The following is a 25,790-nucleotide window of genomic DNA, read 5'->3' as shown; positions in this document are numbered from 1 at the left end:
ATGACCGCCCCCATCTGGATGGCCCTACCGCCCGAGGTGCACTCGACCCTGCTCTCCAGCGGGCCGGGTGCCGGGCCGCTGCTGGCCGCAGCGGGGGCCTGGCAGTCGCTGAGCACCGAATACGCATCGGCGGCAGCGGAGCTCACCAGCGTTCTGGGTGGGGTGCAGGCCGGGTCCTGGGAGGGTCCGAGCTCGGAACAGTACGTCGCCGCGCACGGACCGTACCTGACGTGGCTGGCCCAGCAGAGCGCCAACAGCGCCGCGGTGGCGGTGCAGCACGAGACCGCGGCCGCGGCCTACACCACCGCCCTGGCCACGATGCCGACGCTGCCCGAGCTGGCGCTGAACCACGTGGTGCACGGTGTGTTGCTGGCCACGAACTTCTTCGGTATCAACACGATTCCGATCGCGGTCAACGAGGCCGACTACGTGCGGATGTGGGTTCAGGCGGCCACCACCATGGCCACCTACCAGGCTGTCTCGGGAGCCGCGGTGATGGCGGCTCCGATGAGTACCCCGTCGCCGATGTTGCTCAAGCCGGGCGTGGGCGAGGCAGGTACCGCATCGGCCAACGCACAGCAGATGATGGCGCAGGGCACCGCGACCGATTCCGGTACGGCGCTGACCAACGCCGACGCGACGGCCACCAACGAGTATCCGAATCTGCCGCAGTGGCTGGTGGATTACCTCGGCAATGACTCGATGATCGGTGGCAAGGAACTGCTGAGGTTCCTCAACGATCCGCTGGGCACTCTGCAGCAGATGCTCACCGACCTGATGACCAACCCGTCCGGCTTCCTGACGGCGTGGGGGCCGTTCCTGTTCGGCGTCATCTATCAGTTGATCTTCCAGCCGGTGGGCTGGGGTACATGGATCAGCGTTGCGCTGTCGCCGTTCCTGATTCCGTTGCTCGCCATCGGGTTGACCGGCTTGGGCGCTCTGGGCCTGCTCCCCACCGATGCTCCGGCCGACGCCCCGGCCGATGGCGACGCCGCTCCGGTAGCGCCGGTGCGTGGCGACCAAGGGCTGCCCGTGGTGGGCCTCGCCCCGGCCGGAGTCGGCGCCGGTGCGGGGGCTGCGGCTGCGCCGGCGGCGGCACCTGCGGCCGGAGCCCCGGCCGCCCCGGCTCCGGTGGCCGCCGCGGCATTCGCGCCGTATGCGGTGATGACCAACGACCCCGACGAGGGTTTCAGCCCGACCGTGGGCGGTAAGTCCAGCGCCCACGCGCCCGCATCCGGCATCCCGGCGGCGGCCTCGGGTGTGGCGGCCTCACTGGCCGCGCGGCGTAAACGCCGCCGCAAGCGGGGCGCGGTGTTGGAGGACCACGCCTACGCCGACGCGTACATGGATTACGAGGAGCCCGATCCGGACCCCGCACCCCAGCCGGAGCCACGGGTACGCGCCTCCGAGCAGGGGGCCGGGGAGATGGGATTCACCGGAACCGCAACGAGATCCGAGGCGGCCGCCGCCGGGTTGACCACCTTGGCCGGTGAGACGTTCGACGACCGCCCGGCATCGCCGATGTTGCCGGGAACGTGGGATCCCGACGATCCGGAGGGGGGCCCGCGCAGCTGACCAGATCACCCTCAGCACTGAAGACGCACTGCCAATTGTCTACGACCCGAAAGGAATATCCATGAGTCTGTTGGACGCTCACATCCCTCAGTTGATCGCTTCCGAGGCCGCCTTCGGCGCGAAGGCCGCGCTGATGCGCAGCACCATCGCCCAGGCCGAGCAGGCCGCCATGTCCTCGCAGGCCTACCACATGGGTGAGGCCTCGGCAGCGTTCCAGGCCGCACACGCCCGGTTCGTCGAGGTGTCGGCCAAGGTCAACGCGCTGCTCGACATCGCCCAGCTCAACCTCGGCGACGCCGCGGGCACCTACGTCGCCCAGGATGCCGCCGCCGCCAGCACCTACACCTCCGTCTAACCGGATACCGAACGGATACAGGAGTTTTCATGTCTCAGATCATGTACAACTACCCGGCCATGCTGGCGCACGCCGGGGAGATGAACACCTACTCCGGTGCCCTGCACGCCGTCGGCGCCGACATCGCCGCCGAGCAGCACGCGCTCGCCAGCGCCTGGCAGGGTGACACCGGAATGACCTACCAGGCCTGGCAGGTGCAGTGGAACCAGGCCATGGAAGAGCTGACCCGGGCCTACCGCGCCATGGCGTCCACTCACGAGATGAACACCATGTCGATGAGCGCGCGTGACGCCGCCGAAGGGGCCAAGTGGGGCTGAGCGCCGACATCCGGAGCCAGAGGCTCCGCATTGAGCACCAGAGTTAACGCCGTCGAGCTCACCACCGATCAGGCCTGGTACCTCGCCGATGTACTGGGCGCCGGAGCGTATCCGTGGGTGCTGGCCATCACGCCGCCCTACAGCGAACCGGCCCAGCGGTTCGGCTTTGTCGCCGAACAGACCGCTGAGCTGACCAGGATGGGTGTGCTCGACGCCGATGGCAGGGTCAATCCGCAGGTGGCGCAATGGGTTCGGCTGGTGTGCCGGGCAACCCAGTGGCTCGACCTGCGGTTTGTCTCCGGTCCGGGGGATCTGCTGCGCGGCATCGTCGCGCGGGCAGGCGCCGACCAGACCGTGGTGGTGTTGCGCAACGCGCAGTTGGTGACGTTCACCGACATGGACATCAACCACCCGCACGCCCTGGTGCCCGTGCTCACCGCCGGATTGTCCCGGCGCAAGCCGGCGCGGTTCGAGGAGTTCGCGCTCCCGGCCGCGGCCGGTGCCCGCGCGGACGAACAGATCCGTAACGGCGCTCCGCTGACCGAAGTACTGGGATTCCTCGGGGTCCCGGAATCGGCCCGGCCGATGGTGGAATCGGTGTTCGACGGACGGCGTACCTACGTCGAGATCGTCGCCGGAGAACACCGCGACGGCCATCGGGTCACCACCGGAGTGGGTGTCAGCATCATCGACACCCCCGAGGGCCGGATTCTGGTCTCTCCGTCGAAAGCTTTCGACGGGGAATGGATTTCGACCTTCACGGCGGGCACTGCCGAGGCGATCGCGATGGCGATCGAACGGCTCACCGCCTCGTTGCCCAGCGGCTCCTGGTTCCCTGACCAACCGCTCTTCCGCGACTTCGACGACGTCGCGATCAGGGCGACGCACTGACCGACCACGTTTTATCCCACCGAGATCCACGCTCCACGAGAAGAACCCAGAAAGCATAGGAATGTCCGACAACACTGTGATGCCGATCGTCCGGGTGGCCGTGCTGGCCGCCGGAGACGACGGTGGCCGGCTGACCGAAATGGCCCTGCCGTCCGAGCTGCCGCTGCGCGAGATACTGCCTGCGGTCCAGCGGATCGTCGTCCCCTCCAACGGTGAACGCGGCGACGACGGTGCGAGTGCCCCGGATCCGGTGCGGCTGAGCCTGGCCCCGATCGGCGGTGCGCCGTTCAGCCTGGACGCCACCCTCGACACGGTCGGCGTGGTGGACGGGGATCTGCTTGCGCTGCAAGCCGTTCCGGCCGGCCCGGCGGCCCCGCGCATCGTCGAGGACATCGCCGACGCCGCCGTGATCTTCTCCGCCGCCCGCCGGCGCCCGTGGGGTCCGGCGCACATCGCCCGGGCCGCGGCGCTGGCCCTGATCGGACTGATCCTGGTGGGCACCGGTCTGGGTGTCGCCCACCGGGTTGTCACCGGCGAGGCGCTCGGCCTGTTCGTCGTCGGCGGCATCGCCGTCGCCACCGTGCTGGCGGCGCTGTCGACCCGGGGCCGCTCACCGGCACTGGCCACCGCACTGTCGATCACGGCGCTGATCCCGATCGCCGCCGCGTTCGCCCTTGGCGTCCCAGGTGATTTCGGCGCCCCCAACATCCTGCTGGCTGCGGCCGGGGTGGCCGCGTGGTCGTTGATCAGCATGGCCAGCTCATCCGAAGACCGTGGTATCGCGGTCTTTACGGCGACGACGGTGGCCGGAGCCGGCGTGCTGCTGGTCGCTGCGGCGGCCAGCCTGTGGGAGCTCAACGCGACGGTGATCGGGAGCGCCCTGATCCTCATCGCCCTGGTGGTCACCGTGCAGGCCGCTCAACTCTCGGCCATGTGGGCCCGGTTCCCGCTTCCGGTGATCCCGGCGCCCGGCGATCCGTCGCCGTCGCCTCAACCGCTTTCGGTTCTGGCCGACCTGCCGCGCCGGGTCCGGGTGAGCCAGTCGCACCAGACCGGTGTGATCGCTGCGGGTGTGCTTCTCGGAGTGGCCGGTTCGGTGGCCCTGGTCGGCTCGCCGACCGCGTCGCCGTGGGCCTGGTACGTCGTGGTGGCGCTGGCTCTCGGGGCTGTCCTGCGGGCTCGGGTGTGGGATTCCGCCTCCTGCAAGGCATGGTTGCTCGGCCATCCCTACCTGCTTGCGGCCGTGCTGCTGGTGACGTTTGCGATGGACGACCGCTATCAGGCCGCCTGGTGGGCGCTGGCGGCGTTGGCCGGCCTCGTCGTGGTCTGGGTGGTCGCCGTGCTGAACCCGCGGATGGCGTCCCCGGACACGTACTCGCTGCCGATGCGGCGCCTGGTGGGCTTCCTCGCGACCGGCCTCGACGCTTCGCTGATCCCGGTGATGGCCTTCCTCGTCGGGTTGTTCAGCCTCGTTCTCGACAGGTGATGAATCGGTGATCCACAAGAGCCTGGGAGTTCTGGCCTCAGCCGGTCTGGTGCTGTTGGTCAGCTCCCCGCCGGCGGGCGCCATCAGCCCGCCCGAGGTCGACCCGCAGGTCGCCCCACCGGCCGGCAGTGCAGGTCCGGTGGAGGCGATGACGCAGCGCGCCGAGTGCGTCACCACCGGGGTGTTGCCCGGTACCGACCCGGGTGCCGTCAGCCCGAACCAGTTGGCGCTCAACCTTTCCGGTGCGTGGAAACACAGTCGCGGACAGGGACAGACGGTGGCGGTCATCGATACCGGCGTGCAACCGGGTCCCCGGCTGCCCCATGTCAAGGGTGGCGGTGACTTCATCGAATCCACCGACGGACTGACCGACTGTGACGGCCACGGCACCGCGGTGGCCGGCCTCATCGCCGGGCAGCCCGGTCCCGACGGCTTCTCGGGCGTGGCGCCTGAGGCCCAGCTGATCTCGATCCGGCAGAACTCGCCGCGCTTCGCGCCGCGGGTTCCGGCCGCCGACGCGGTGCAGACCCGTGCGGCAGCCGATGTGGCCAGCCTGGCCCGGGCCGTGGTGCGGGCGGCCGACATGGGTGCGCGCGTCATCAACATCTCCGTGGTGACCTGCGTGCCCGTCGACAAACAGATCGACCAGACCGAACTCGGTGCGGCACTGCGGTATGCCACTGTGGAAAAGGACGCGGTGATCGTCGCGGCCGCGGGCAACACCCAGGGCGGCGTGACCACCGGGGCGGCATGCGGATCGAATCCGCTCGCCGACGCCGGGGCGCCGGGCGATTCGCGCAACTGGGGCGGGGTCTCCTCGGTGTCGATCCCATCGTGGTGGCAGCCCTACGTGCTGTCCGTGGGTGCGCTGAACGCGACCGGTCAGCCGTCCGGGTTCACCATGGCCGGCCCGTGGGTCGGCATCGCGGCGCCGGGGGAGAACATCACCTCGGTCAGCAATGCGTCCGACGGCGGGCTGGCCAACGCGCTGCCCACCGATCAGGACAAGGTGGTCCCGCTCAGCGGCACGAGCTACGCCGCGGCCTATGTGTCCGGGGTTGCGGCCCTGGTACGCAGCAAGTTTCCCGAGCTGAATGCCCGCCAGGTGGTGCACCGGCTGACGACGACGGCCCAGGGCGCGGCCCGGTCGCCATCGAACGTGATCGGCGCCGGCGGTGTGGATCCGGTGGCCGCACTCACCTGGGACGTCGCCGACATGCCGTTGGACGGGCCGGCGGCCCCCGAGGGCAAAGCGATTGCCGCGCCACCAGAACCGGCCCCACGTGACAACACCGGGCGAATCGTCGCGTTCGCCGGCGCCGGAGCACTCGCGCTGGCGGCCATCGCGTGGGCCTTTTTAGCTCCTCGCGTGCGCACCACCTCCAGCGCACATCGACGGAAGGAACCCAAATGACCGCCCGACTTGCGCTGGCGTCCCTGTTCATCGTGGCGGCGATCCTGGCCCGGCCATGGCAGACCGTCACCGAACGCTGGGTGCTCGGGGTGTCGGTGGCCGCGGTCGTCCTACTGCTGGCGTGGTGGGGTGGACTGTTCCTGACCACCCGGATCGCCCGCCGGGTGTCGATGTGGCGGCGCAACCTCGCCAAGAGTGCACCGGCCGAGTCTGCCGGCGCGGAAACCGTTGTGCTGCGGGTCGATCCCGCCGACCCGGCACAGCTGCCGATCGTGGTGAGCTACCTGGACCGCTACGGCATCCGCTGCGACAAGGTCCGCATCACTCACCGCGACGCTGGTGGTGCGCGCCGTAGCTGGATCAGCCTGACGGTGGCTGCCGTCGACAATCTCGATGCGCTGCGCGCGCGGTCCTCGCGAATCCCGTTGCGGGAGACCACGGAGGTCGTCGGTCGCCGGCTCGCCGACCACCTTCGCGAGCAGGGCTGGACGGTCACGCTCGTCGACGGTGTCGATTCGCCGCTACCCGATCCGGGCAAGGAAACCTGGCGCGGGGTGACGGACGACTCGGGGTTCGTGGCGGCCTACCGCGTCGGCGTCAGCGACAAGGTGGAGGCGGTGCTGGCCGGGATCGGTGCGCTGGGCGCCCAGGAGACCTGGACCGCACTGGAATTCACCGGTTCGCCGACCGATCCGCAGGTTACCGTGGGTGCGGCGATCCGTACGGCCGACCGGCCGTCGGCCAAGGCTCCGCTGGCCGGTCTGACACCGGTGCGCGGTCGGCACCGGCCGGCGCTGGCGGCGCTGAACCCGTTGTCGACGCAGCGGTTGGACGGCACGCCCGCCGCGGTGCCCGCAGCGCTGCAGCCGTCAGTCGAACATGAAATCCCGCAGGAAGCGGGTCATCCGGCGTAGGTAGTCCGGCTGGCTCACGTGCAGCAGGTGATTGCCGGGGAACCAGTGGAACGCGCAGCGATCCCAGTGTTCCCACAGCATTTCGGCCTGTTGAGGTGGAGCCAGCCGGTCACCCAGGCCGGTGATGATCAACCGTCGGTCCTTGGGCACCAGAGGCCGATAGTTCAGCGGTGAGGCATACCGGGCGGCGGCTTCGACCAGGGCCGGGTCGGTTCTGGCCACCAGTCGCTGCAGGGCCACCAGCTTGTTGGCCGGAAACCATTCGTCGACCGTGCGATCCGGCGTCACCACGGGGACATTGGGCACCACCGCCTGAATCCGGTCGTCCACGCCGGCCAGCAAGGCCGACGTGAAACCACCCAGGGAGATACCGGTCAGGGCGATGCGGTCGACACCGGTGAACTCCAGATAATCGATCACAGACCGGAAGTCGTGCACGGCCTGGGCCATGCCCTCGCAGAACCCGGCGAAACCGTGCGCGAAGAATCCGTATCCGCTGAACGGTGAGTACCGTTCGGCGCGGCGGCCGTGAAACGGCAAGGTGTACAACAACACGTCGTAGCCGGACCGGAAGAACCAGGGCAGCGACAAGAACAGGCCGTTGGCCAGATACGGCGAACCCATGAAGCCGTGGATCACACACAAGGTGGGGTGCGGGCCGTCGTCGTGACGCCAATGCTGTGCCCGCACAACGTTGTTACGGGTGAACCCGCCGCACATCTCACTCAGCGCCGGGTTGACCGCGGTGAAGCTGCTGTCGAACCGTAGATTCTCGACGCGGCCGTGGGCGATCAGCTGCGCGACCGGATTGGCCGGGCGAGTGGACACGCGAGGGGCCCGGGTGGGCGCCGGAAAGGACGCCGCGGGGTCCTGGGCCGCGGCCAGGTCGGCATAGAACCGCATGTGCTCGTGCTCGGTTCGCGAAGTCGACGGACGCACCATCGAGGCCAGCGTGGTCGGCACCATCGACGTCGCCACGACCGAGGCGACCCCGGTGCGCAGGGCGATGTCGGCCACTGCGGAGGCGTCGACAATGGCCCGCTGCCGCAGGGTCAGGTCGACCCGGCGCGGCAGCCCGCGGGGACCGGCATCACCGCCCGGAACGTCGGGAACCGGGATCGGAGGTTCCACCGGATCGACAGGGTCGACGCGAGACGGGTCCACGATTGCCGATGCTAATCGGTGCGGGCGCTCAGTCGAGCCGGAAAAGCCTCGCGGCGTTGTCGTGCAGGACGTTGCGGCGCCAGGTGTCGTCGACGCCCGGCAGGTCGATGAGGTGGTGCACGGCCTCGGCGTAACCGTAGGGGATGTTCGGGAAGTCGCTGCCGAACAGGATGTGCTCACCCAGTGCGTTCAGCCGGGCCGATTCGGAGGTGGGAAACGGCATCATCGCTTCGACGAACGGGGTGAACGCCATCGTGGTGTCCAACCGCACGTTCTCGTGGCGCTCGGCGAGATCGAGGAAAGCCGAGTACTCGGGCATGCCCATGTGCGCGACGATCAGCGCCAGCCGCGGGTAGCGCCCCAACAGCGCGGCGATCGGGTCGGGGCCGGTGAACGTTCCCGGCGCCGGACCGGAGCCGCAGTGGATGACGACCGGCACACCGGCGTCTTCGATCAATCCCCAAACCTCGTCGAGCAGTGGATCGTTGGGGTCATAGTTGCCGACCTGGATATGAGCCTTGAACACCTGGGTGCCCGCGGTGATCGCCTCGGCGACATAGCTGGGGGCCTGCGGTTCGGGGAAGAAGGTGGCGGTGCCCAGGCAGTCCGGGGTGTCCTTCGCGAACCCGATCGCCCACTGGTTGAGCCACGCTGCCATGTCGGGCTTGTGCGGGTAGATCAGCGAGGAGAACTTGCGGACCCCGAACTCCCGCAGGGTGGCGACCCGCTGCGCCTCGTCGGCACGGTAGGTGATCGGCCATTCCCGGCCGATCAGCGGGCCCTGGCTGTCAAAGTACTGCCAGACCTTGTCCATGACGTTCTTGGGCATGAAGTGGGTGTGCACGTCGACGATGCCGGGCAGTCCGAGGTTCGTCCAGATCGCGCGGACCGCTTGCGCCTCGTCGGTGTTGTCGGTGGTTTCGGGCATCGTCGACGATCATGCACCCACCCGCCCGGCGGGGGATGATCGGGGCGTGTGGAACCCGGAAACGTATCTGGCCTTTGCCGATCACCGAGGGCGGCCGTTCTACGACCTGCTCTCGCGAGTGGCGGCGACGGCTCCGCGACGGGTGGTGGATCTGGGTTGTGGGCCGGGGAACCTGACCGAGACCCTCGCCCAGCGGTGGCCCGACGCCACGCTGGAGGCCTGGGACAATTCACTGGAGATGGTATCGGCCGCACAGGACCGGGGGATCGAGGCCTACCTCGGCGCCATCGAGGATTGGGAGCCCCAACCCGACACCGACGTCGTGGTCTCCAACGCGGCACTGCAGTGGGTGCCCACGCATCGCGAACTTGTGGCGCGGTGGGTTGCGCAACTGCCGGCGGGAGCGTGGATCGCGTTCCAGGTGCCGGGCAACTTCGACGCGCCGTCACACCATGCGGTGCGGACGTTGGCGCGGCGTGAACCGTTCGCCGAGGCGCTGCGCGACATGCCCTGGCGTGATGTGGGCCAGGTGGACACGCCCGCGCAGTACGCCGGGCTACTGTCTGACGCCGGCTGTGCGGTGGACGCCTGGGAGAGCACTTATGTGCATCAATTGACCGGGGAGACACCGGTTCTCGACTGGATCACCGGAACGGCACTCACCCAGGTCAAGAGCAGGCTGAGCGATGAACTGTGGGAGCAGTACCGCCAAGAGATCATCCCGATGCTGGCCGAGGCCTATCCGCGGCGGGCCGACGGCGTCACGTTCTTCCCGTTCCGGCGCGTGTTCGTGGTCGCCCGCGTCCGGTGATTTCGGCGCATTTAGTAACGCCAGGCGTTACTGGATGCACCGAAATCACCGGTGGGTAGGCCCTCCTTCTCGGCATCGCGGCGGTAACGGTCCACCCACTCGTCGGAACGCTGGTCGGCTTGTCGCTCCAGCACCGGCTGCGGGGCCAGTTGTGGGTCCAGGCCCAGCGCTTCGAGCACGGTGGCCACCACGGTGGTGAGATTGCGCCACAGATACGGGTAGGACACGTCGATGGGGGAGATGTTCTCCTCGGCGAACCAGGCCCGCCAGCCTTCTTCCTGCGCCTGCAGCAGCCGCACCACGTGCGCGATCGCACCGGCGTGGTACTCGGCGCGCGCATCACGGACCGGGTCGGCCCGGCCGCGCCAAACCCTGGTCTGCACCGCCCGCCAGAACGAAACCGCCTGTGACACAACGTCGGGCCGGTAGACGTGGATCAGCACCGGGTCGCTGCCCACGACATCGCGGATCGCGGAGAGGAGGCCGGGCCCTGACCGCTCGGGCAGGCCCGTGACGCGGTCCAGCAGCAGCGGGGTCTGGTTCCACATCAACTTGCCGCCCCACACTCCGTTGGGCGTGCGACCGACCGTGCGGATGTAGTCGCGCCAGATCTCGGCCGGCGCCAGGTCCGGCTTGCCCTCCACCAGTGGATCGAGCAGACGCAGGATCGACTCGTCCTCGACACCGGCGAACCATTCCCGCGGTTGTGGCGACATGCTGGTGGTCGGCAGGTACTGGAAGAACTCCTGAGGTTCGCCGGCCATGCCGGTGGCCCGCAGGGACTCGACCAGCAGGGTGCTGCCGCTGCGCTGGGAAGCGAGCACCAGGTAGGCAGTCGGATGATCTGACATGGGCGAGACTTTAACCATGATTTGTTTGCGGCGCCTATTCAAATGGGCGTCAAGAGTTTTCGCTTGCGATGAGAAAAACTATTGATGGGTCTCGGTGATGCCACGGTCGGTGGCGATCGCGGATCGACTGGTTGCCGGGCGGCCGTGGATGCTCAAATATGTCTCGGTGTAACGCTCGGAAATCCGGGTGCCGGCGAATTCGGAGGGAATCACGTCGAGCGTCTTCTCGCGCCAATCATTGAGCAACATTGCCAGGTCGTTGGCGATCGCCTCGGCCTTGTCGGTGGCATCGGCCCCGAGCAGGTTGTTACGTTCCGTCGGGTCGGCGACGAGGTCGTACAGTTCGCGCGCCGGCCGCGGGGTACGGATCTGGCTGCCGAGCGCACGTCCGGGCGGACTGTCGGCAATATCCCAGGGGAGATCCAACAATGGTCGCGCCGCGTAGTTCTCGATATAGCTGTATTCCTTCGTGCGGATGGCACGAATTGGATCGAAAGAATCGTGGTAGGTCTTTGTGGTGTACACCTCGGACCGGATCTGTTCCGGCTCGGCGGCGGATGTCGTGAGGTTGCCGGCGTGCGACAGTCCCTCGACCTCGTCGGGGATGGGGACGCCGAGCAATTCGAGCAGGGTCGGTAAGAGGTCGACGCCGCTGAACAGTTCGTCATAACGGCGCGGCGACGTGCCGGCCCCACGCGGTGGACGCACGATCAACGCGATGCCGGTGCCGGCGTCGTACAGCGTCGACTTGGCCCGCGGCAGCGCCGGCCCGTGATCGGTCATGAACACCACCCAGGTGTTCCGGTCGAGACCCGTCTGCGCCAGGACCCCGAGCAGTTCACCGACCTTGGCGTCCGCCACCGCGATCGATCCGTAGAACTCGGCCAGGTCGTCGCGCACCGCGCCGGTGTCGGGCAGATAGTCGGGCACGGTCACCTCGTCGGCGTCGGCGGGCGCGTACCGGTCGTGTGGGTAGGGTCGGTGCGTTTCGAAAAAGCCGGTGGTCAGCAGGAACGGTTGGTGCGGTGGATCGGTGAGCCATGCCGTGGCCTGCTCGACGACGTACTCGCAGTACGAATTGGACACGTCGAACTCGTCGTATCCCAGGTTGGCCGGGTAGGAGGTTTCGTGTTGCATGCCGAACAACGCTGTGTACCAACCGAATTCACCCAGAATGTGGGGCAGGGTACGCACGCCGGCGCGATACTCCCAGCCGTGGTGGGCCAAACCGACCAGGCCGTTGCTCTGCGGGTAGCGCCCGGTGAACAGCGAACCTCGCGACGGCGAGCACAGCGGCGCGGTGGCATGCGCCCGGGTGAACAGAATCCCCTCGGCGGCCAACCGGTCGAGGTGCGGGCTGTCCACGTCGGAGTGGCCGTACGCGCCCAGATGGCGCCCGAGGTCGTGCCAGTGCACGATCATCAGGTTCTGCCGTTGCGGCTCGGTCACGTCACATCCTTTCCATCCCCGCACAACCGAACCGGGTGCGCCGCCGCACGGCAACCGTTTGGCTCATCGCGAGCACGTTATTTGCTACGGGTGATACGGCACACCGACCGCGCGAAAAACGTACTCCGGGCCCACGTCGAAGGCCAACGACCGGCTCGGCAACCGCTCCAGCACCTCGTCGCCGATGTCGGTCTTGAAGTGCAGTGAGAGCTCACCCTCGCAGCGTTGGTCGATGTCGCCGACGTCGGCCTGCAGGGTGAGGCCGGTCGTGGTGAACTCGGCGTGCACCGCGCCGCTTTGTGGGGCCGACCACGGCTGATCGATGCTGCGGCCGGCAAGCTTGGGCAGGGTCGACATCGTCGCCAATGCGCGGTGATTGGTCAGGACCAGCGAACCGGCGTAGCTCGCGACGCTGCCCGACGACCGCATACCCGGAATCGTTCCGGTGAAGCGCCTGGTCACAGGGATGTATTCGGCAAGAAACAGGATGCCCTCGGCTTCGGCTTCCGCCCGCAGACCCTCGGGCAGTCCGCCGATGTGCATCAGCTTTCGCAGGATCAATGCCATGTCTCCGACGGTAGCGCGCAAACATGGCGGAACGATTGGAGCTGGTAGAGATTATCTGGTGGGAACCCGTGCCAGGTGGCTGATCGTGACCGCCGTGGCGGCCGTGGCGGTGTATGCCGCGCTGTGGGTCGGTTATGCGCAGCGCTGGCCGTGGCTGGCCGACCTCGACACCGCCGGCCTGGCCGGTCCGTACCGGTATCTGTCGGCACACCCGGGCTGGGTGATCGCGTGGAACGCGTTCTGCGAGGTGCTCGGGCCGTTCGCCTTCCGGTTGCTGGCCGTGGTGCTCATCGGCGTCGCGCTGGTGCGGCGCCGGCGTCGTCTCGCGCTGTTCCTGGTGTTGACCATCGAACTCAGCGCGGTGGTCACCGAGGTGGCCAAGGCCGTGGTCAACCGGGCACGTCCGGACACCGCACTGGTGCACGCCCTGTCCAGCTCGTTCCCCTCCGGGCACGCGTTGGGGGTGATGGTCGCCGTGCTGGCCCTGTCGGTGCTCGTCTGGCCGACGCTTCATCCGCCGCTGCGGAAATGGTGGGTGGCGGCCGGGGTGCTGTTGGTCGTGGCGATCGGTGTGGGCCGGGTGGTGCTCAACGTCCACCACGCGTCCGATGTGGTGGCCGGCTGGGCGTTGGGCTACGTGTGGTTCATCGTGGTGTACCTGATCTGTCCGCCGTACCCGTCCGTCACGGCAGTGGACGAAACACCGGCAGCGCTCGATAGCGCACGCTGAAACTGGCCTCGCGCAGCGCCTCCCCAACCTCACCGTCATGGGCCACGGTGGTGGGCCCGTCGACGGCGACGAAGCTGAACTGCGGCACCCGCAACTCGTGATACAGCGGACTGCGCTCGAGCCGGCCCAGTGCCACGGCCGTGGCGATGCGCAACCGGCTGAACCGTTTACCCGTCTCCAGGATTCGCACGTCGAGCAGGCCGTCGTCGAGCCGAGGGCGCTGCGACGGGGCGAAGCCCGACGGAATGTAGGTCGAGTTGCCCAGGAAGAACAGCGACGTCAGAAGCGTCTTGTCGTCGTAGCGGATACGTACCGGCTTGTCCCGGCGCAGTGTCAGATACAGCGCATATATCCCGGCCAGCCGTTTGCCGAGCCGGTGTTCGAGCTTCTCCCGGGTCCGCACGTAGCGGGGGTAGGCGCCGATGCTGGCGGTGTTGACCACCAGCTGTTCCTCGTTGAGGCAGACCAGGTCGACGTAGGCCGCGCTGCCCTCGGTGATCGCCTTGACGGTCTGGGCCACCGAATCGCAACCGATGTCCTTGGCGAAGTGGTTGAACGTGCCACCGGGGAACACCGCCAGCGGCACCCCTGCCTCGTCCGCCGCGGCGGCGGCGCCGGCCACGGTGCCGTCACCGCCGCCCACCGCGAGCACTTCGGTGCGACGGGCGGTGTCCCGCAGCACCGCCCCGATGTCGTCGTCGTCGCCCACTTCGATGATCTCGGTGCGCGGCAACGCGTTCCGTACCTCATCGAGGATGCGCGCGCCGGTGCCGTCACCGGAGGCCGGGTTGATCACCAGCGCGACGCCGGCCCCGTCGGGGCGAGGTTCGGTGTGGAACCGCAGCGGATCGGCGGCGGGCATGGTGGTGGCCGGGGCGGTGGGCACCACGCGGGCGCCGAGGATCGCGATCGCCGCGCCGATGCCGAACCCGGCGAACACGTCACCGGGGTAGTGCGCGCCGGTGACCACCCGGGACAACCCGACCAGGCCGGCCAACAGTGCCAGCGGAAACCCGGCCGGCGCCGATTCCAGGCCAACGCCCACCGCGAACGCCGCGGCGCTCGCCGAGTGGCCCGACGGCAGCGAATGCGAGGTGGGCACGCGCCGGGTCCGTCGGGCCAGCGGGATCAGGGTGCGGTCCGGACGTGGACGGCGCCAGATCCGCTTGGCCACCTGATTGGTGATCAGGCTGGTGACCGCCAGGGAGATCACGCCGCGGGTGGCCCCGCGCTTCAAGGACGTGCCGCCGACGGCGCCCATGGCCGCAGCGATGGCGAACCACAGTTTGGAATGGTCCGCCGCCCTGGTCAGCCCGGGCATGACAGTGTCCAGAAGCGGGCTCGGGGACTCCGCGACCGCCTCGAACACTTCACGGTCCAGCGTTCCCAACCCCTTGCCGATCGCACGCAGATCCATCCCGCCAACGTAGCTTCCGCGACCTGATCGTGCTCCGAGCTTTATCGGGACGAGAGCGCCGACGACGACGATGAATTGATGCGCCGACTGCTCGCCATGCTGTGTGCCGGGGTGCTGGCGTTGGTGTGCGCGCCCACCGCCGGCGCGGTCGATCCGCCGTGGTTCGCCTCCTCGGTGGGGGCCGCCACCCAGGTGATTTCCGTTGTCGGGGTGGGCGGTTCGAAAGCCAAGATGGATGTGTGGCAGCGTGGGCCCGCCGGATGGCAGCCGGTCGCGGCCGGAATCGACGCCAACGTCGGGGCCAATGGGATGGCGCCGCAGACCCATGACGGTGAAATGAAGACGCCCATGGGCGTGTTCACCCTCGACTTCGCCTTCGGCACGGCGCCGAATCCAGGTGGCGGCCTGCCTTACGTGCAGGTCGGTCCGGACCATTGGTGGGACGGGGACATGAAGAGTCCCACCTACAACACCATGCAGGTATGCAAGAAGGCGCAGTGCCCGTTCGACACCGATCCGGCCAGCGGCACCGAGAACCTGCGGATACCGCAGTACAAACACGCCGTCGTGATGGGTGTCAACAAGGCCCGGGTGCCCGGTAACGGGGGCGCGTTCTTCGTGCACACCACCGACGGCGGGCCGACGGCCGGTTGCGTGGCGATCGACGACGCCACCCTGGTGACGATCATGCAGTGGATGCGCCCGGGCGCGGTGATCGCGATCGCGCAATAGCCGTCAAATGTTCAGGGCGGCACCGGGTTCGAGGTTGAAGTTGAGATTCTCCAGCGACAGGGTGGCGTCGTACGTGCGGTCGTAGCCGGTGGCGCTGATCCGCCAGCCGTCTGCGGTCCGCCGGTAGCGATCGCGGTAGAACGCCGAGCCGAACAACATGAAGTTCAGGCTCGCGACGATCACGCGGTCCTGCAGATACCAGGTGCCGGTGGCCTCGTCGCCGTCCACCACGATCTCGGGGTGCGCGACGCGATGCTCGGTGATGACCTCGGGGCCCAGCGAGCTTTTCATGTACTCGACCAGGGAGTCACGTTCGGTGAAGTGCAGCTTCTGGCCCATCGACTGGCCGTAATCGCCCTCGACGTCCTCGGTGAGGGTGTCGGCGAAATCGTCCCAGTGCTTGGTGTCCAGCGCACGCAGGTACCGGTATTTGACTTGCTTGATGTCGTCGATGTCACCCATGCCCGACATTTGAGCACACCCGGGCCACGGCTTATCCGGAACGGGTTAGGTTGCGGGTGGCCGGACCTTCGATCAGGGTGCCGTCCGGGGTGAAGCGGGAGCCGTGCAGCGGGCAGTCCCACGTTTTGTCGGCGTCGTTCCAGTTGACGATGCCACCCAGGTGCGGGCACACCGGCGACACCGTGTGTTCGACCCCGTCGACGACGCTGTCGGCCTGCAGGTGCCAGGGCGGTCCGCTGACGACACCACAGTTCTCACCGGCGGCCGCACCGATCCGGGTCACCGGCGTGATCCAGCCCTTGGCCATGTTCAATCCGACCGTCAGGTTGGTCTGTACCGCGGTGGAAAGGCCCGACAACTCGTGCGGACTCCAGCTGGCGAACGCCTCGGCCCAGTCCATCCGGCCGCCCAGGATCCGACTTGACAACGCCAACGCGGCGGCGACCCCGTTGGTCATGCCCCACTTGTCGAAACCCGTTGCGACGTGGATCTTGTCGGAGCCCGGCAGGATCGGGCCGACGTACGGCAGCGCATCGGCGGGCGTGTAGTCCTGCGCCGACCAGTAGTGCGTCTGCTCGGCGCCGGGCCAGTGCAACTTGGCCCAGGTGGCCAGCTCCTGGACTGAGGCCGCAGGGTCACTGCTGCGCCCCACCGTGTGGCCGGCCCCGCCGACGATGAGCCGTTCCCCGTCGGCTGTCGGCGCCGAACGCGTTGAGCGGGTGGGGGAATCAGTCGAGATGTACATGCCCCGGGTGATGTTGCCCGGCACGCGGAACGCCAGGCAGTACGAGCGATGGGGGCTGAGGCGGGCGAAGAATCCCCCCCGGTCCAGGATCGGGATTCCGGTGGCCAGCACGCACTGCTCGGTGTGCACGTCGACGTCGCCGCTGGTGGTCTGCACCCGGAGGGTGAGGCCGCCCCGCCCGTGCGAAACCCGTTGCACCCGGGCACCTTCGGCCAGCCGCCCGTTACGCTCACCGAGCTCGGCAATCAGGTTGTCCAGCAATGGCATCGGATCGAACTGGGCTTGATCGGCCAGTCGGACGCCACCATGGAACGGGAACGGTACGTCCGCGTCGTCGAGCCATTCGACGTCGAGCCCGGCCGTCCGGCAGGCTTCCAGTTCGGCCTTGGCTTTCGCCACACCGTCGGAGGACTGGGCGTAGGTGTAGGCATCCTCGTGTTGCAGGTCGATCCCGTGCGTCTGGCAGTAACCGGTCAACCACTGCTGGCCTTCGAGGTTGCCCTGGGCGTATTGACGCGCCACCTTCGCTGAATGCTTCGCCAGGATCTGCGACATCTTGGTGCCCTGCAACAGGCTGATCTTCGCCGTGGTGTTACCGGTCGTGCCGGCCCCGGCGGTACGTGCCTCCAAGACCAGCACGTCTTTCCCGGCCCGGGCCAGCAGTACGGCGGTGACAAGACCGGTGATGCCGGCGCCGACCACGACGACGTCGGCCCGCCGGGCCGATTCCTCGGCGAGGGCGGGTGCGAGCGGGCGGTCCGGACGGTTCGCAAGCCACAGGGAAGTCATGGCGTTGGCTGTACCCGCAGAAGCCGGACGCAAACCCACAGCAGTGCGACAAAGTGGTTGCCCACGCCGCGGGCGGAGTTGCTGTCCCAGGTGATCATCGCGTTATCTGCAGATGCTCGCCGGGTTGCTGAAAGTCTCAAACTTGCACTGGCGTAAGGGGCTTGGGTGGGGCGCTCGCGGAGTGTCGGACGGCTGGGCACAGCCGCGGCGGCTATCGTGGCCTGCGTTATGAGCGGCCCGTTGGGGTTGTCGATCGGGACCACCAACTTGGTTGCGGCGCGTGTCGGCAATCAACCTGTCAGCCGGCGTTCGGTGTTGACGTTGTCGACTGACCGGACGCCGCAGGTCGGCGTGCCCGAATCCGGTCACGGTGTGACGTTGAGCGGATTCGTCGAGCGGGTCGGCGACCCGGTGCCGTTGGTCGCGCCCGACGGGGCCTCCTATCCCGCCGATACCCTGCTGGTCGAGGCCCTCGACGCGATGGTCGAGTTGGCCGGTGGCCCCTCCGAGCAACTGGCCATCGCAGTTCCCGCGCACTGGGGTGCCCCCACGACGCGCGCCCTGCGCAATGCGCTGCGCACCAATCCGAACCTGTCCCGCGCCGGAATGCCCGCCCGGCTCATCCCCGATGCCGTCGTCTCCCTGGCTGCGCTGCGGGCCAACCCAGGCCTGCCGCCCACCGGTGTGGTGGCGTTGCTCGACTTCGGCGGCGGCGGCACCAGCATCACGCTCGCGGACGCCGCCTCGGCGTTCGAACCGATCGACGAGACGGTCCGGTATCCGGATTTCTCCGGAGATCAGATCGACCAGGCGTTGTTGAGCCATGTGCTCGACGGCGTCGCCCAGGCCGGCGGGATCGACCCGGCCGGTACCGCAGCGGTCGGGTCGCTGGCCCGCCTGCGCGAGGAGTGTCGCCAGGCCAAGGAACGGTTGTCCGCGGACACCGCGACGGATCTGGTGGTCGAGCTCCCGGGTTACTCCGCCACCGTGCGTGTGACGCGTACCGAACTCGAGTCGCTGATGCACTCGCCGCTGTCGGGTGCGCTGGATGCCCTGGAAAAAGCGTTGGAGCGCAACGGGATCAGCTGGTCGACGATCTCGGCGGTGGTGACGATCGGCGGGGGTGCAAGCATCCCCCTGGTCACACAACAACTTTCGCAACATTCGCGCGCGTTGGTGGTGACGACTCCGCAGCCGGCGCTGGATGCTGCGATCGGTGCCGCGTTGTCGGCCGTCCACGTGGCCGACGCCGATGCGCAAACCGGCATGGCGCCCACGCTGGGTGTGGTGGCCGCGCTCCCTACCGCTGAAATACCTGCCGACACAACGGATTCCGGCCCTGCGTCGTCGACCTTCCGGGCCCTGGCCTGGTCGGAAGATGACGCCGGTGACGACGTGGTGCCCTACACCGGGCCGGATCTGGTCGAGTCCTACGGCACTGAGACCGCGGCGCGGCCGGCCGTGCAGTACGTACCGCCCACCGGGCCGATCGAGCAACCGCGTGACGGCTGGCAGCGGTTGCCGTTGACGGTGTTCGCGGTGGCCGCCGCCCTGGTCGTGGTGGCCATCGGTGGGGTGACGTACGCATTGACCAGTGCCACCGGCACGGCACCGAGCACCGAGGTCAAGACCGCCGAACCCAAGCCGATGCCGCAGGAGGTGGCACCGAGCCCGGTGGAGCCCCCGCCCGCGGTTGAGCCGCCGCCGGCGCCCGTGACGCAAGAGCCCGCGCCACCGCCGGTGACGGTGACGCAGGCACCGCCGCCACCGGTGACCGAGACGCGCGTCGTCACGCAGACGCCGACGCCGCCTCCCACGACCACCACCACGACGACGACCACCACAACCACCACCACAACCACGACGCCGCCGACGACCACCACGACGACACCGACCACCACCACGACGACAACCAATCCGATGACGACGACGTACGTCACGGTGCCGTTCGTCCCGGTGCCGATTCCGATTCAGGTGCCGAACCGCGGCGAGACACAGAACCCGTACCCGTACCAGCCGCAGAACCCGTTCCAGCCGCAGCCGCAGAACCCGTTCCAGCCGTATCCCTGACGGCCCGACCCGGTCGCTGTACCTTTCGGTCAACACCGGGAGGGCAGATGAGGCTCGTACACCTGATCGCAGTGGGCGCCACGATCACCGCAGCCGCAGGCATATTGGCCGCGCCGGCCGCCGCCACACCCGCCGAAGGCGAGGTGGTGCGCACCGATCTGGGCCAGGGCACCACCACGACGCCCATCTGGGTGGTCACCGCGGGGCAGCCCACCACCCTGTATGTCCAGAATCTGTTGCTCAAACCGGGGGCCGGGTCCGGCTGGCACAGCCATCCCGGGCCGGAGCAGTCGGTGATCAATGACGGTGCCGTGGCGCTGCAAACGGCACCGGACTGCTCGTCGGTGACGTATTCCGCGGGCCAGGTGGTGGTCATTCCGGGCGGCGTGGTTCATCGGGTGACCAATGCCGGGGCCGAGGACGCCGACGTCGTGGTGACCTACACATTGCCTGCCGAGGCACCGGTGCGTGACGACGCGCCAGCCCTGTGCCCGTAGCCTGCGGAAATCTGTTCGAGCCCCGGAGAACTTGGGCGGCCTTCGGATATGTGGGTAAGAGTTCGGTTAAGGTTCTGCTGTGCCTGAGATGGATCGTCGCAGTGTGATGTTCATGATGGGTCTGGGGGTGGCAGCCGCCGCGCTGCCGGTCGGGACGGCCAACGCCGACCCGGCAATTGGTGACAATCCGCCGGGACCGGGGCCCAACGCGCCGTCGCCGGGTGGGTCGACAACTCCGGGTGCCGCAGCGCCGTCGCCGACATTCCTGTTCCAGGACGAGTTCAACGGTCCGGCCGGCGCTCCGCCGGATCCGGCGTGGTGGCACCTGGTCCCCGAACGCGAGACCATCAAGAACCCCGTCGAATGGGACAAACCGTTCAACATGGGGCGCTACGTGGCCGACACCAACCACGCATTCCAGGACGGCAAGGGCAACCTGGTGATCCGCGCGACCCGCGGCCCGGGCACCACGGTCCAGGAGAAGTACGCCAGCGCCAAGGTCGTCGGCTTGTGGCGTGGCGGCATCGGCACCACGTGGGAGGCCCGGGTCAAGCTCAACTGCCTCACCGACGGAGCCTGGCCGGCGTTCTGGCTGCTCAATGACGACCCGGTCCGCGGGGGCGAGGTCGACCTGGTGGAGTGGTACGGCAACCGGGATTGGCCGTCGGGCACCACCGTGCACGCGCGTCTGGATGGTGAGTCGTTCGCCACCGACCCGCATCCGATCGACAGCGCCTGGCACACCTGGCGGATGTCGTGGACCCCGCAGGGTATGTACTTCTGGAAGGACTATGCCCCGGGCATGGAACCCTTCTTCGAGGTGCCGGCAAACTCGTTGCAGGACTGGCCTTTCAACGATCCGGGCTACACCTTGGTGCCGGTGTTCAACATCGCCGTCGGCGGCTCGGGGGGCCGCGACCCGAGCGGTGGCAACTACCCGGCCGAGATGTTGGTCGACTGGATCCGCGTCTTCCAGGGTTGAGTTTTCGGGCCTCAGGGTGAGATTGCCCGCCGCAGCTTGCCCGCCGGCGGTGGGTGTAGCGCCGAGGCCATCTCGGACAGCGTGACGGGCGGCGTGACCAAGCTGTGCCACGGGTAGCGGTCGCGGGTGCGGTCGAGAAAGTCCACGGCACGCCGTAGATGCCGGGGCTCGTAGTTGTGTACCCCGGTGATCGTCAACCACTGCCGCACCACGGTTTCCGGATCCACTGCCAACGGTGGCCCAGGCGTGACGGACCCGGCCAGCACCAGGGTGCCGCCGATGTCCAGACGGGCCAAAGCGGCGGCAACCGCGATGGTCGCACCGGTGTAGTCGATGGCCACATCGACCGGGGCGTCATCTGCGGGGCGTCCACCGAACATCGACACCGCCGCCAACCGGTCGGCGTCGATATCCACCGCCTGTACCCGTGCCCCGGCCTCGGCGCACGCCGCCACCGCGGTGAGCCCCAACATGCCTGCCCCACCGATCAGTACGCGCCGTCCGGACAGGTCACCGGCGGCCTCCAGCGTGGCCATCACCGTCGCGGTGGCACATGCCGCCGGCGCCGCGACCGCATCGGACAGCGTCTCGGGAACCACGGCGATCGCGGTGCCGCGCGGCAGAACCACATGTGCGGCATAGGAACCCGACAGCGGCCAGTCTCCGTCGAACGGTTCGTGGCCCACCTTGCGCACCGACTGACATTTGGCGCTGCGCCCGGACCGGCAGCGCCGGCAGGTGCCGCAGGCCACCGTCACTGACCAGATGACGCGTTGGCCCACTTGAACATTCGCGTCGCGGCCGACACCGACAACCTCGCCGACCGCCTCATGACCGAGGACCGACGGGCACGCCGCGGGGCGCCGGCCGGACACGGTGTGCAGATCACTTCCGCACACCGTCGCCAACCGGACGCGCACCAGAACCTCGCCGGCGCCGAGTTCGGGAATCGGCACCGTTCTCAACTCGATGTCCGAGGCGCCGGTCCAGACCGCGGCCACCGTCACACCAGGCGCGAACGAATCCACCCCGACAACCTTTCGATGGCGTAGACGATGACGAAGATGACGATGACGATGGCCCCGGCGACGTCGAAGTTCAGCGCGCGGATCGACTCGAACAGCAGGTATCCCACGCCGCCGGCGCCCACGATGCCCAGGATCGTCGAGGTCCGCACATTCACGTCGAACAGGTACAGGCTGGAGCCGACCATGGCGGGCATGGCTTGCGGAATCACCCCGGCGAACAACGTCTTCCACCAACCGCCGCCCACGGACCGGATTGCCTCCAGCGGTCCGGGATCGATCTCCTCGACCGCGTCGGCGACCAGTTTGGCCAGGAAGCCGACCGACCCGATGGCCAGCGCGCACGTTCCGGCGATCGGACCGAGACCCAACGCGGCGACGAACACCACGGCCAGGACCAGTTCGGGCACCGCCCGCACCGCCAGGATCCAGGCCCGCGCCGCCCAGTACACCGTCGGATGCGGAGTGATGTTGCGGGCCGCCAGGATTCCGACGGGGATCGACAACACAATGCCGATCGCCGTGGACACCACCCCGATCGCGACGGTTTGTCCGGCGGCGGTGAACAATTCGCTGCCCAGCGCCGAAAAGTTGGGCGGGATCATCCGGGTGAACACCTCGATGGCCGGCCCGATCCAGATGATCAGGGCTATGGGGCTGACCTTGAGCACTACCAGGGAGGCCAGGCAGACCCCGGCCAGGGCACCGCCGAACACGAACCGGGCGATGCGGTCGCGGACCGGGCTCGAGTGGCCGGAGTCCAGCAACATGCGCCGGATCACGATGGACAGCAACTCCATCGCGGCAATGATCGCCAGGATGACGCAGGCGATGCCGAGCGCCCGCGGATAGATCAAGCCGCGCAAGGCATCCTGCAACGCGAAACCGATGCCGCCCGCGCCGACGAAGCCGAGCACCACCGACATACGCAGATTGATGTCGATGCGGTAGATGAACGTCGCGATCCAGGACGGGATCGCCTGCGGCACGACGGCGTTGAGCATCTCGCGGAAGTAGCCCGCGCCCGTGCTGCGCACCGCCTCGCGTGGTCCCGGATCGGTCTGTTCGATGGCATCGGCGAACACCTTGCCGAGCATGCCGACGGAATGCAGGGCCAACGCGAGGACGCCGGGGAGCACGCCGATCCCGAGGGCACGGACGAACAGCACGGCGAACAACAGGTCCGGCATGGCCCGGCAGAAGGTGATGATGGCCCGCGCCACCGCCTGTACCGCCGGATGCGGTGTGGTGTTGCGCGCGGCCAGGAAGGCCAGTGGCACCGAGACGATCGCGGCGAGCACAGTGCCCAGGACCGCCATCAGCAGGGTCTCGACGGCCAGTCCGGTGATACGTCCCGGGTCGTCCAGGCGCGGCGGGAGCATGCGTTGCAGCAGCGCCGCTACCTCGTCGAAACCGTTGAGCAGTGTCGTCGGGGCGAAGTCGATCGACCAGGCGGCGACGAGGGTGGCCAGCAGCGCGCCGAGGGTGATCAGGTGCAGCAGGCCGGGCAGCGGCGGGCGCTGGGCTGACGGCGCGGGCGGGGCCGGGCGTTCCGTGAGGTCGGTGCTCACGACGGCCGGGCCGCCGAACGTGCTGTGGGGTCGACGCGTTGGTAGATCTCCATGACGTCGTCGCGGGTCATCCCGACGGCGGGGCGGTCCAGGATCTTCTGGCCGTTGCGCAGACCCACCAGCCGGTGTGCCCACCCCAACGCGAGGTCGACCTGGTGCAGCGTGCACACCACGGTGAGCTTTTCCTCGATGCACACCCGGAACAGCAGATCCATCACCACGTCGGCATTCTCGGGATCCAACGACGCCACGGGTTCGTCGGCCAACAGCAGGCCGGGCCGCTGCATCAGGGTCCGCGCGATCGCGATGCGCTGCTGTTGACCGCCGGAGAGGGTGTCGGCCCGCCGGTCGGCGTAATCCGCCAGACCGACTCGGTCCAAATGTCCCAAGGCTTCGGCCCGCATGGCCTTCGGGTAGGTCAACGCGCCGTAGCGGGGGAGTCGGAGTTGTCCGAGCCCGCCGATCAGGACGTTCTCCAGACAGCTCAACCGTCCGACCAGGTTGAAATGCTGGAATACGAAGCCCACATTGCGGCGCAGTGCACGTAGTTGTTTGGCTGACGCGGTATCGACTTGGGTACCACCGACTTCCACGCTGCCGGAAGTGACCGGCTGCAGTCCGTTGAGGCAGCGCAGCAGGGTGGATTTGCCCGAGCCGGACAGGCCCAGCAGCACCAGCATCTCGCTGCGCCGGACCTCGAGGCTGACCCGGTCCAGTGCCAGGGTGTCCCCGAAGCGTTTGGTCACGTCGCGGGCGAGGACGACGAGATCGTCACCCGCGACTGGATGGTGGGGGTCAGGGGTGCTCACGGGTTGTCAGCCCTTGCACTTCTCGGAGCCGGTGACATCGCAGACGTGACGCACTCCGTCGTAGTCGGCATCTTTGGCCGGCGCGAAACCCCAGGCGCGTTCGTCGGTCATCCGGCACGCGTCACCTTGGCAAAAGCCTTCTGCCTCAAGGTTGGCCACGTTGGCCTTGTCGGTGAAGATCGTCTTGAGTTTGTCGATGGCCGCGCTGCCCAGCGAGTCGTTGGCGGCGGCCACCGAGCCGGCGATCATCTCCGATTTCCAGATGGTCTTGAGTTGGCCGGGCTTGAGATCGCCCTTGGCGACCATGGTCTTGTCGACCATGGTGTCGAACGCGAAGCCGGCGTCGCAGTCACCGTTGGCGATCGCGAGGGCTGAGGAGTCATGTCCACCGGCGTAGATCGGGGACATGGCCGAGGAGATGTCGGCTTCGGAACCGGACTTGATCACGCCGGCCTCGATCAGCCCGGCGGTCGGGTAGAGAAATCCCGAGGTGGATCCGGGGTCGACGAAGCACACCTTCTTACCGGCAAAGTCCGTGAGGCCGTTGATGTTCGATTCGTCGGCGCGGGCCAGGCCGTAGGACTGGTAGCCGGGTTGGGCGCCCGGCTCCTGGATCACCGCACCGACCGGGGTGATCTTGGCGCCGTTGACGCCGGCCACCACGTAGGCGAACGGTCCGAAGAACGCGAGGTCGACGTTGTCGGCGATGATTCCCTCGACCACCCCGGCGTAGTCGGAGGCCTGGACGAACTCGACCTTGGCGCCGGTCTCCTTCTCCAACAGCTTGATCAGCGGTTCGTAACTGGCCTTGAGATCGGTGGAGTTCTCGGCCGGAATCGCCGCCAAGGTCAGGGTCTGTGGAAAGCCCTGAGCGGTCGTGGCCTCCGAGCCCTCAGAACTCGAGCACCCGGACAGTGTGAGGGCGGCGCTGGCGGCGACCGCGGCAGCTGCGGTACAGGCGGTGCGGAACATCATGGCGCGCGGGACCTTTCGGGGTGGGAACGATTGACGGGCAGGGCCCCGCGGACGGGGTTCTGCCACGCCCCACACCCTGTGGGTTGGTCTATACCAACTGGTGCACCGAAGGGGGCCGCGAGGTTAACAACATTGAACGTCTTTGGTCTAGTGGTCCGTCTGCGATTTGATCTGGTTAAGAGTGGCTCTGCCGCGTTGGACTTTGGCGATGATGTCCTCGGCGGTGGCTTTCCAGATGAAGGGCTTGGGGTCAGCGTTCCAGTG

25 protein-coding genes are annotated in these 25,790 nt (G+C 68.1%); 13 read left to right on the top strand and 12 right to left on the bottom strand.

Annotated features, from left to right (window positions below; genetic code table 11):
• From A5699_RS03010 to eccE, 7 genes are all read left to right on the top strand, one after another.
• Positions 1-1,575 carry a PPE domain-containing protein gene (locus A5699_RS03010; RefSeq protein WP_067765162.1) on the top strand — a complete coding sequence of 525 codons (1,575 nt, stop codon included), beginning with the start codon at positions 1-3 and terminating at the stop codon, positions 1,573-1,575.
• 61 nt (positions 1,576-1,636) lie between these two features.
• Positions 1,637-1,930: a type VII secretion system protein EsxG gene (gene esxG, locus A5699_RS03005; protein WP_067765159.1), complete on the top strand. Its 294-nt coding sequence runs from the start codon at positions 1,637-1,639 to the stop codon at positions 1,928-1,930.
• A 29-nt stretch (positions 1,931-1,959) separates the two neighbouring features.
• The gene (locus A5699_RS03000; RefSeq protein WP_067765147.1) at positions 1,960-2,247 is read left to right on the top strand and encodes a WXG100 family type VII secretion target; all 288 of its coding nucleotides are present in this window, start codon (positions 1,960-1,962) and stop codon (positions 2,245-2,247) included.
• 30 nt (positions 2,248-2,277) lie between these two features.
• Positions 2,278-3,138 carry an ESX secretion-associated protein EspG gene (locus A5699_RS02995; protein ID WP_067765144.1) on the top strand — a complete coding sequence of 287 codons (861 nt, stop codon included), beginning with the start codon at positions 2,278-2,280 and terminating at the stop codon, positions 3,136-3,138.
• 61 nt (positions 3,139-3,199) lie between these two features.
• Positions 3,200-4,624 carry a type VII secretion integral membrane protein EccD gene (eccD, locus tag A5699_RS02990; RefSeq protein ID WP_067765140.1) on the top strand — a complete coding sequence of 475 codons (1,425 nt, stop codon included), beginning with the start codon at positions 3,200-3,202 and terminating at the stop codon, positions 4,622-4,624.
• 7 nt (positions 4,625-4,631) lie between these two features.
• The gene (gene mycP, locus A5699_RS02985) at positions 4,632-6,038 is read left to right on the top strand and encodes a type VII secretion-associated serine protease mycosin (protein WP_067765137.1); all 1,407 of its coding nucleotides are present in this window, start codon (positions 4,632-4,634) and stop codon (positions 6,036-6,038) included.
• Positions 6,035-6,952 carry a type VII secretion protein EccE gene (gene eccE, locus A5699_RS02980; protein WP_067765134.1) on the top strand — a complete coding sequence of 306 codons (918 nt, stop codon included), beginning with the start codon at positions 6,035-6,037 and terminating at the stop codon, positions 6,950-6,952. Before mycP ends, eccE begins: the two co-directional genes overlap by 4 nt.
• Here the strand turns inward: eccE and A5699_RS02975 are convergent.
• Positions 6,908-8,116, bottom strand: coding sequence for a S9 family peptidase (locus A5699_RS02975; RefSeq protein ID WP_067765131.1), 1,209 nt, complete (start codon positions 8,114-8,116; stop codon positions 6,908-6,910). The two genes, eccE and A5699_RS02975, sit on opposite strands and share 45 nt — an antisense overlap.
• A gap of 28 nt (positions 8,117-8,144) precedes the next feature.
• Positions 8,145-9,044: an amidohydrolase family protein gene (locus A5699_RS02970; RefSeq protein ID WP_067765128.1), complete on the bottom strand. Its 900-nt coding sequence runs from the start codon at positions 9,042-9,044 to the stop codon at positions 8,145-8,147.
• A 46-nt stretch (positions 9,045-9,090) separates the two neighbouring features.
• Between A5699_RS02970 and A5699_RS02965 the strand changes: the two genes are divergently transcribed.
• Positions 9,091-9,855 carry a trans-aconitate 2-methyltransferase gene (locus tag A5699_RS02965; RefSeq protein ID WP_067765125.1) on the top strand — a complete coding sequence of 255 codons (765 nt, stop codon included), beginning with the start codon at positions 9,091-9,093 and terminating at the stop codon, positions 9,853-9,855.
• 11 nt (positions 9,856-9,866) lie between these two features.
• Here A5699_RS02965 and A5699_RS02960 read toward each other — a convergent pair whose 3' ends face one another.
• From A5699_RS02960 to A5699_RS02950, 3 genes are all read right to left on the bottom strand, one after another.
• Positions 9,867-10,706 carry a Stf0 family sulfotransferase gene (locus A5699_RS02960; protein ID WP_067765122.1) on the bottom strand — a complete coding sequence of 280 codons (840 nt, stop codon included), beginning with the start codon at positions 10,704-10,706 and terminating at the stop codon, positions 9,867-9,869.
• 78 nt (positions 10,707-10,784) lie between these two features.
• The gene (locus A5699_RS02955; protein ID WP_067765196.1) at positions 10,785-12,128 is read right to left on the bottom strand and encodes a sulfatase; all 1,344 of its coding nucleotides are present in this window, start codon (positions 12,126-12,128) and stop codon (positions 10,785-10,787) included.
• A gap of 111 nt (positions 12,129-12,239) precedes the next feature.
• Positions 12,240-12,722 (bottom strand): hypothetical protein, encoded by a 483-nt coding sequence (locus A5699_RS02950; protein ID WP_067765118.1) that lies wholly within the window; start codon positions 12,720-12,722, stop codon positions 12,240-12,242.
• A 58-nt stretch (positions 12,723-12,780) separates the two neighbouring features.
• Between A5699_RS02950 and A5699_RS02945 the strand changes: the two genes are divergently transcribed.
• On the top strand, positions 12,781-13,452 hold the full coding sequence (locus A5699_RS02945; RefSeq protein ID WP_067765115.1) for a phosphatase PAP2 family protein: 672 nt from the start codon (positions 12,781-12,783) through the stop codon (positions 13,450-13,452).
• On the opposite strand, the gene A5699_RS02940 is transcribed toward A5699_RS02945, so the two are convergent.
• The gene (locus A5699_RS02940; RefSeq protein ID WP_067765112.1) at positions 13,406-14,869 is read right to left on the bottom strand and encodes a bifunctional phosphatase PAP2/diacylglycerol kinase family protein; all 1,464 of its coding nucleotides are present in this window, start codon (positions 14,867-14,869) and stop codon (positions 13,406-13,408) included. The genes A5699_RS02945 and A5699_RS02940 overlap by 47 nt on opposite strands.
• Positions 14,870-14,947: 78 nt before the next feature.
• Here A5699_RS02940 and A5699_RS02935 point away from each other — a divergent pair, with 78 nt between their 5' ends.
• On the top strand, positions 14,948-15,601 hold the full coding sequence (locus A5699_RS02935) for a L,D-transpeptidase (RefSeq protein ID WP_067765109.1): 654 nt from the start codon (positions 14,948-14,950) through the stop codon (positions 15,599-15,601).
• Positions 15,602-15,604: 3 nt separating this feature from the next.
• On the opposite strand, the gene A5699_RS02930 is transcribed toward A5699_RS02935, so the two are convergent.
• On the bottom strand, positions 15,605-16,063 hold the full coding sequence (locus A5699_RS02930; RefSeq protein WP_067765195.1) for a nuclear transport factor 2 family protein: 459 nt from the start codon (positions 16,061-16,063) through the stop codon (positions 15,605-15,607).
• Between the two features lie 31 nt (positions 16,064-16,094).
• The gene (locus A5699_RS02925) at positions 16,095-17,597 is read right to left on the bottom strand and encodes an FAD-dependent oxidoreductase (RefSeq protein WP_067765105.1); all 1,503 of its coding nucleotides are present in this window, start codon (positions 17,595-17,597) and stop codon (positions 16,095-16,097) included.
• 228 nt (positions 17,598-17,825) lie between these two features.
• Between A5699_RS02925 and A5699_RS02920 the strand changes: the two genes are divergently transcribed.
• From A5699_RS02920 to A5699_RS02910, 3 genes are all read left to right on the top strand, one after another.
• Positions 17,826-19,667 carry an Hsp70 family protein gene (locus A5699_RS02920; protein ID WP_067765102.1) on the top strand — a complete coding sequence of 614 codons (1,842 nt, stop codon included), beginning with the start codon at positions 17,826-17,828 and terminating at the stop codon, positions 19,665-19,667.
• A 47-nt stretch (positions 19,668-19,714) separates the two neighbouring features.
• Positions 19,715-20,164 carry a cupin domain-containing protein gene (locus A5699_RS02915; RefSeq protein ID WP_067765100.1) on the top strand — a complete coding sequence of 150 codons (450 nt, stop codon included), beginning with the start codon at positions 19,715-19,717 and terminating at the stop codon, positions 20,162-20,164.
• An 88-nt stretch (positions 20,165-20,252) separates the two neighbouring features.
• A complete protein-coding gene (locus tag A5699_RS02910) occupies positions 20,253-21,146 on the top strand; it encodes a family 16 glycosylhydrolase (protein ID WP_067765097.1) in 894 nt (297 codons plus the stop codon).
• Positions 21,147-21,157: 11 nt separating this feature from the next.
• Here A5699_RS02910 and A5699_RS02905 read toward each other — a convergent pair whose 3' ends face one another.
• From A5699_RS02905 to A5699_RS02890, 4 genes are read right to left on the bottom strand one after another with little or no spacing between them, the layout of a single operon-like run.
• Complete coding sequence (locus tag A5699_RS02905) at positions 21,158-22,174, bottom strand: zinc-binding dehydrogenase (protein WP_067765095.1); 1,017 nt, start codon at positions 22,172-22,174, stop codon at positions 21,158-21,160.
• The gene (gene phnE / locus A5699_RS02900) at positions 22,150-23,742 is read right to left on the bottom strand and encodes a phosphonate ABC transporter, permease protein PhnE (RefSeq protein ID WP_067765092.1); all 1,593 of its coding nucleotides are present in this window, start codon (positions 23,740-23,742) and stop codon (positions 22,150-22,152) included. Before phnE ends, A5699_RS02905 begins: the two co-directional genes overlap by 25 nt.
• Positions 23,739-24,551 carry a phosphonate ABC transporter ATP-binding protein gene (phnC, locus tag A5699_RS02895; RefSeq protein WP_067765089.1) on the bottom strand — a complete coding sequence of 271 codons (813 nt, stop codon included), beginning with the start codon at positions 24,549-24,551 and terminating at the stop codon, positions 23,739-23,741. Before phnC ends, phnE begins: the two co-directional genes overlap by 4 nt.
• A gap of 6 nt (positions 24,552-24,557) precedes the next feature.
• A complete protein-coding gene (locus A5699_RS02890; RefSeq protein WP_157561055.1) occupies positions 24,558-25,523 on the bottom strand; it encodes a phosphate/phosphite/phosphonate ABC transporter substrate-binding protein in 966 nt (321 codons plus the stop codon).
• Between the last annotated feature and the right edge of the window lie 267 nt (positions 25,524-25,790).

Origin of the sequence: Mycobacterium sp. E802, assembly GCF_001666875.1 — a bacterium.
GTDB lineage: Bacteria > Actinomycetota > Actinomycetes > Mycobacteriales > Mycobacteriaceae > Mycobacterium.
The sequence above is the reverse complement of the archived record's forward strand: the minus strand, read 5'-3'. Positions and strand labels throughout refer to the sequence as shown.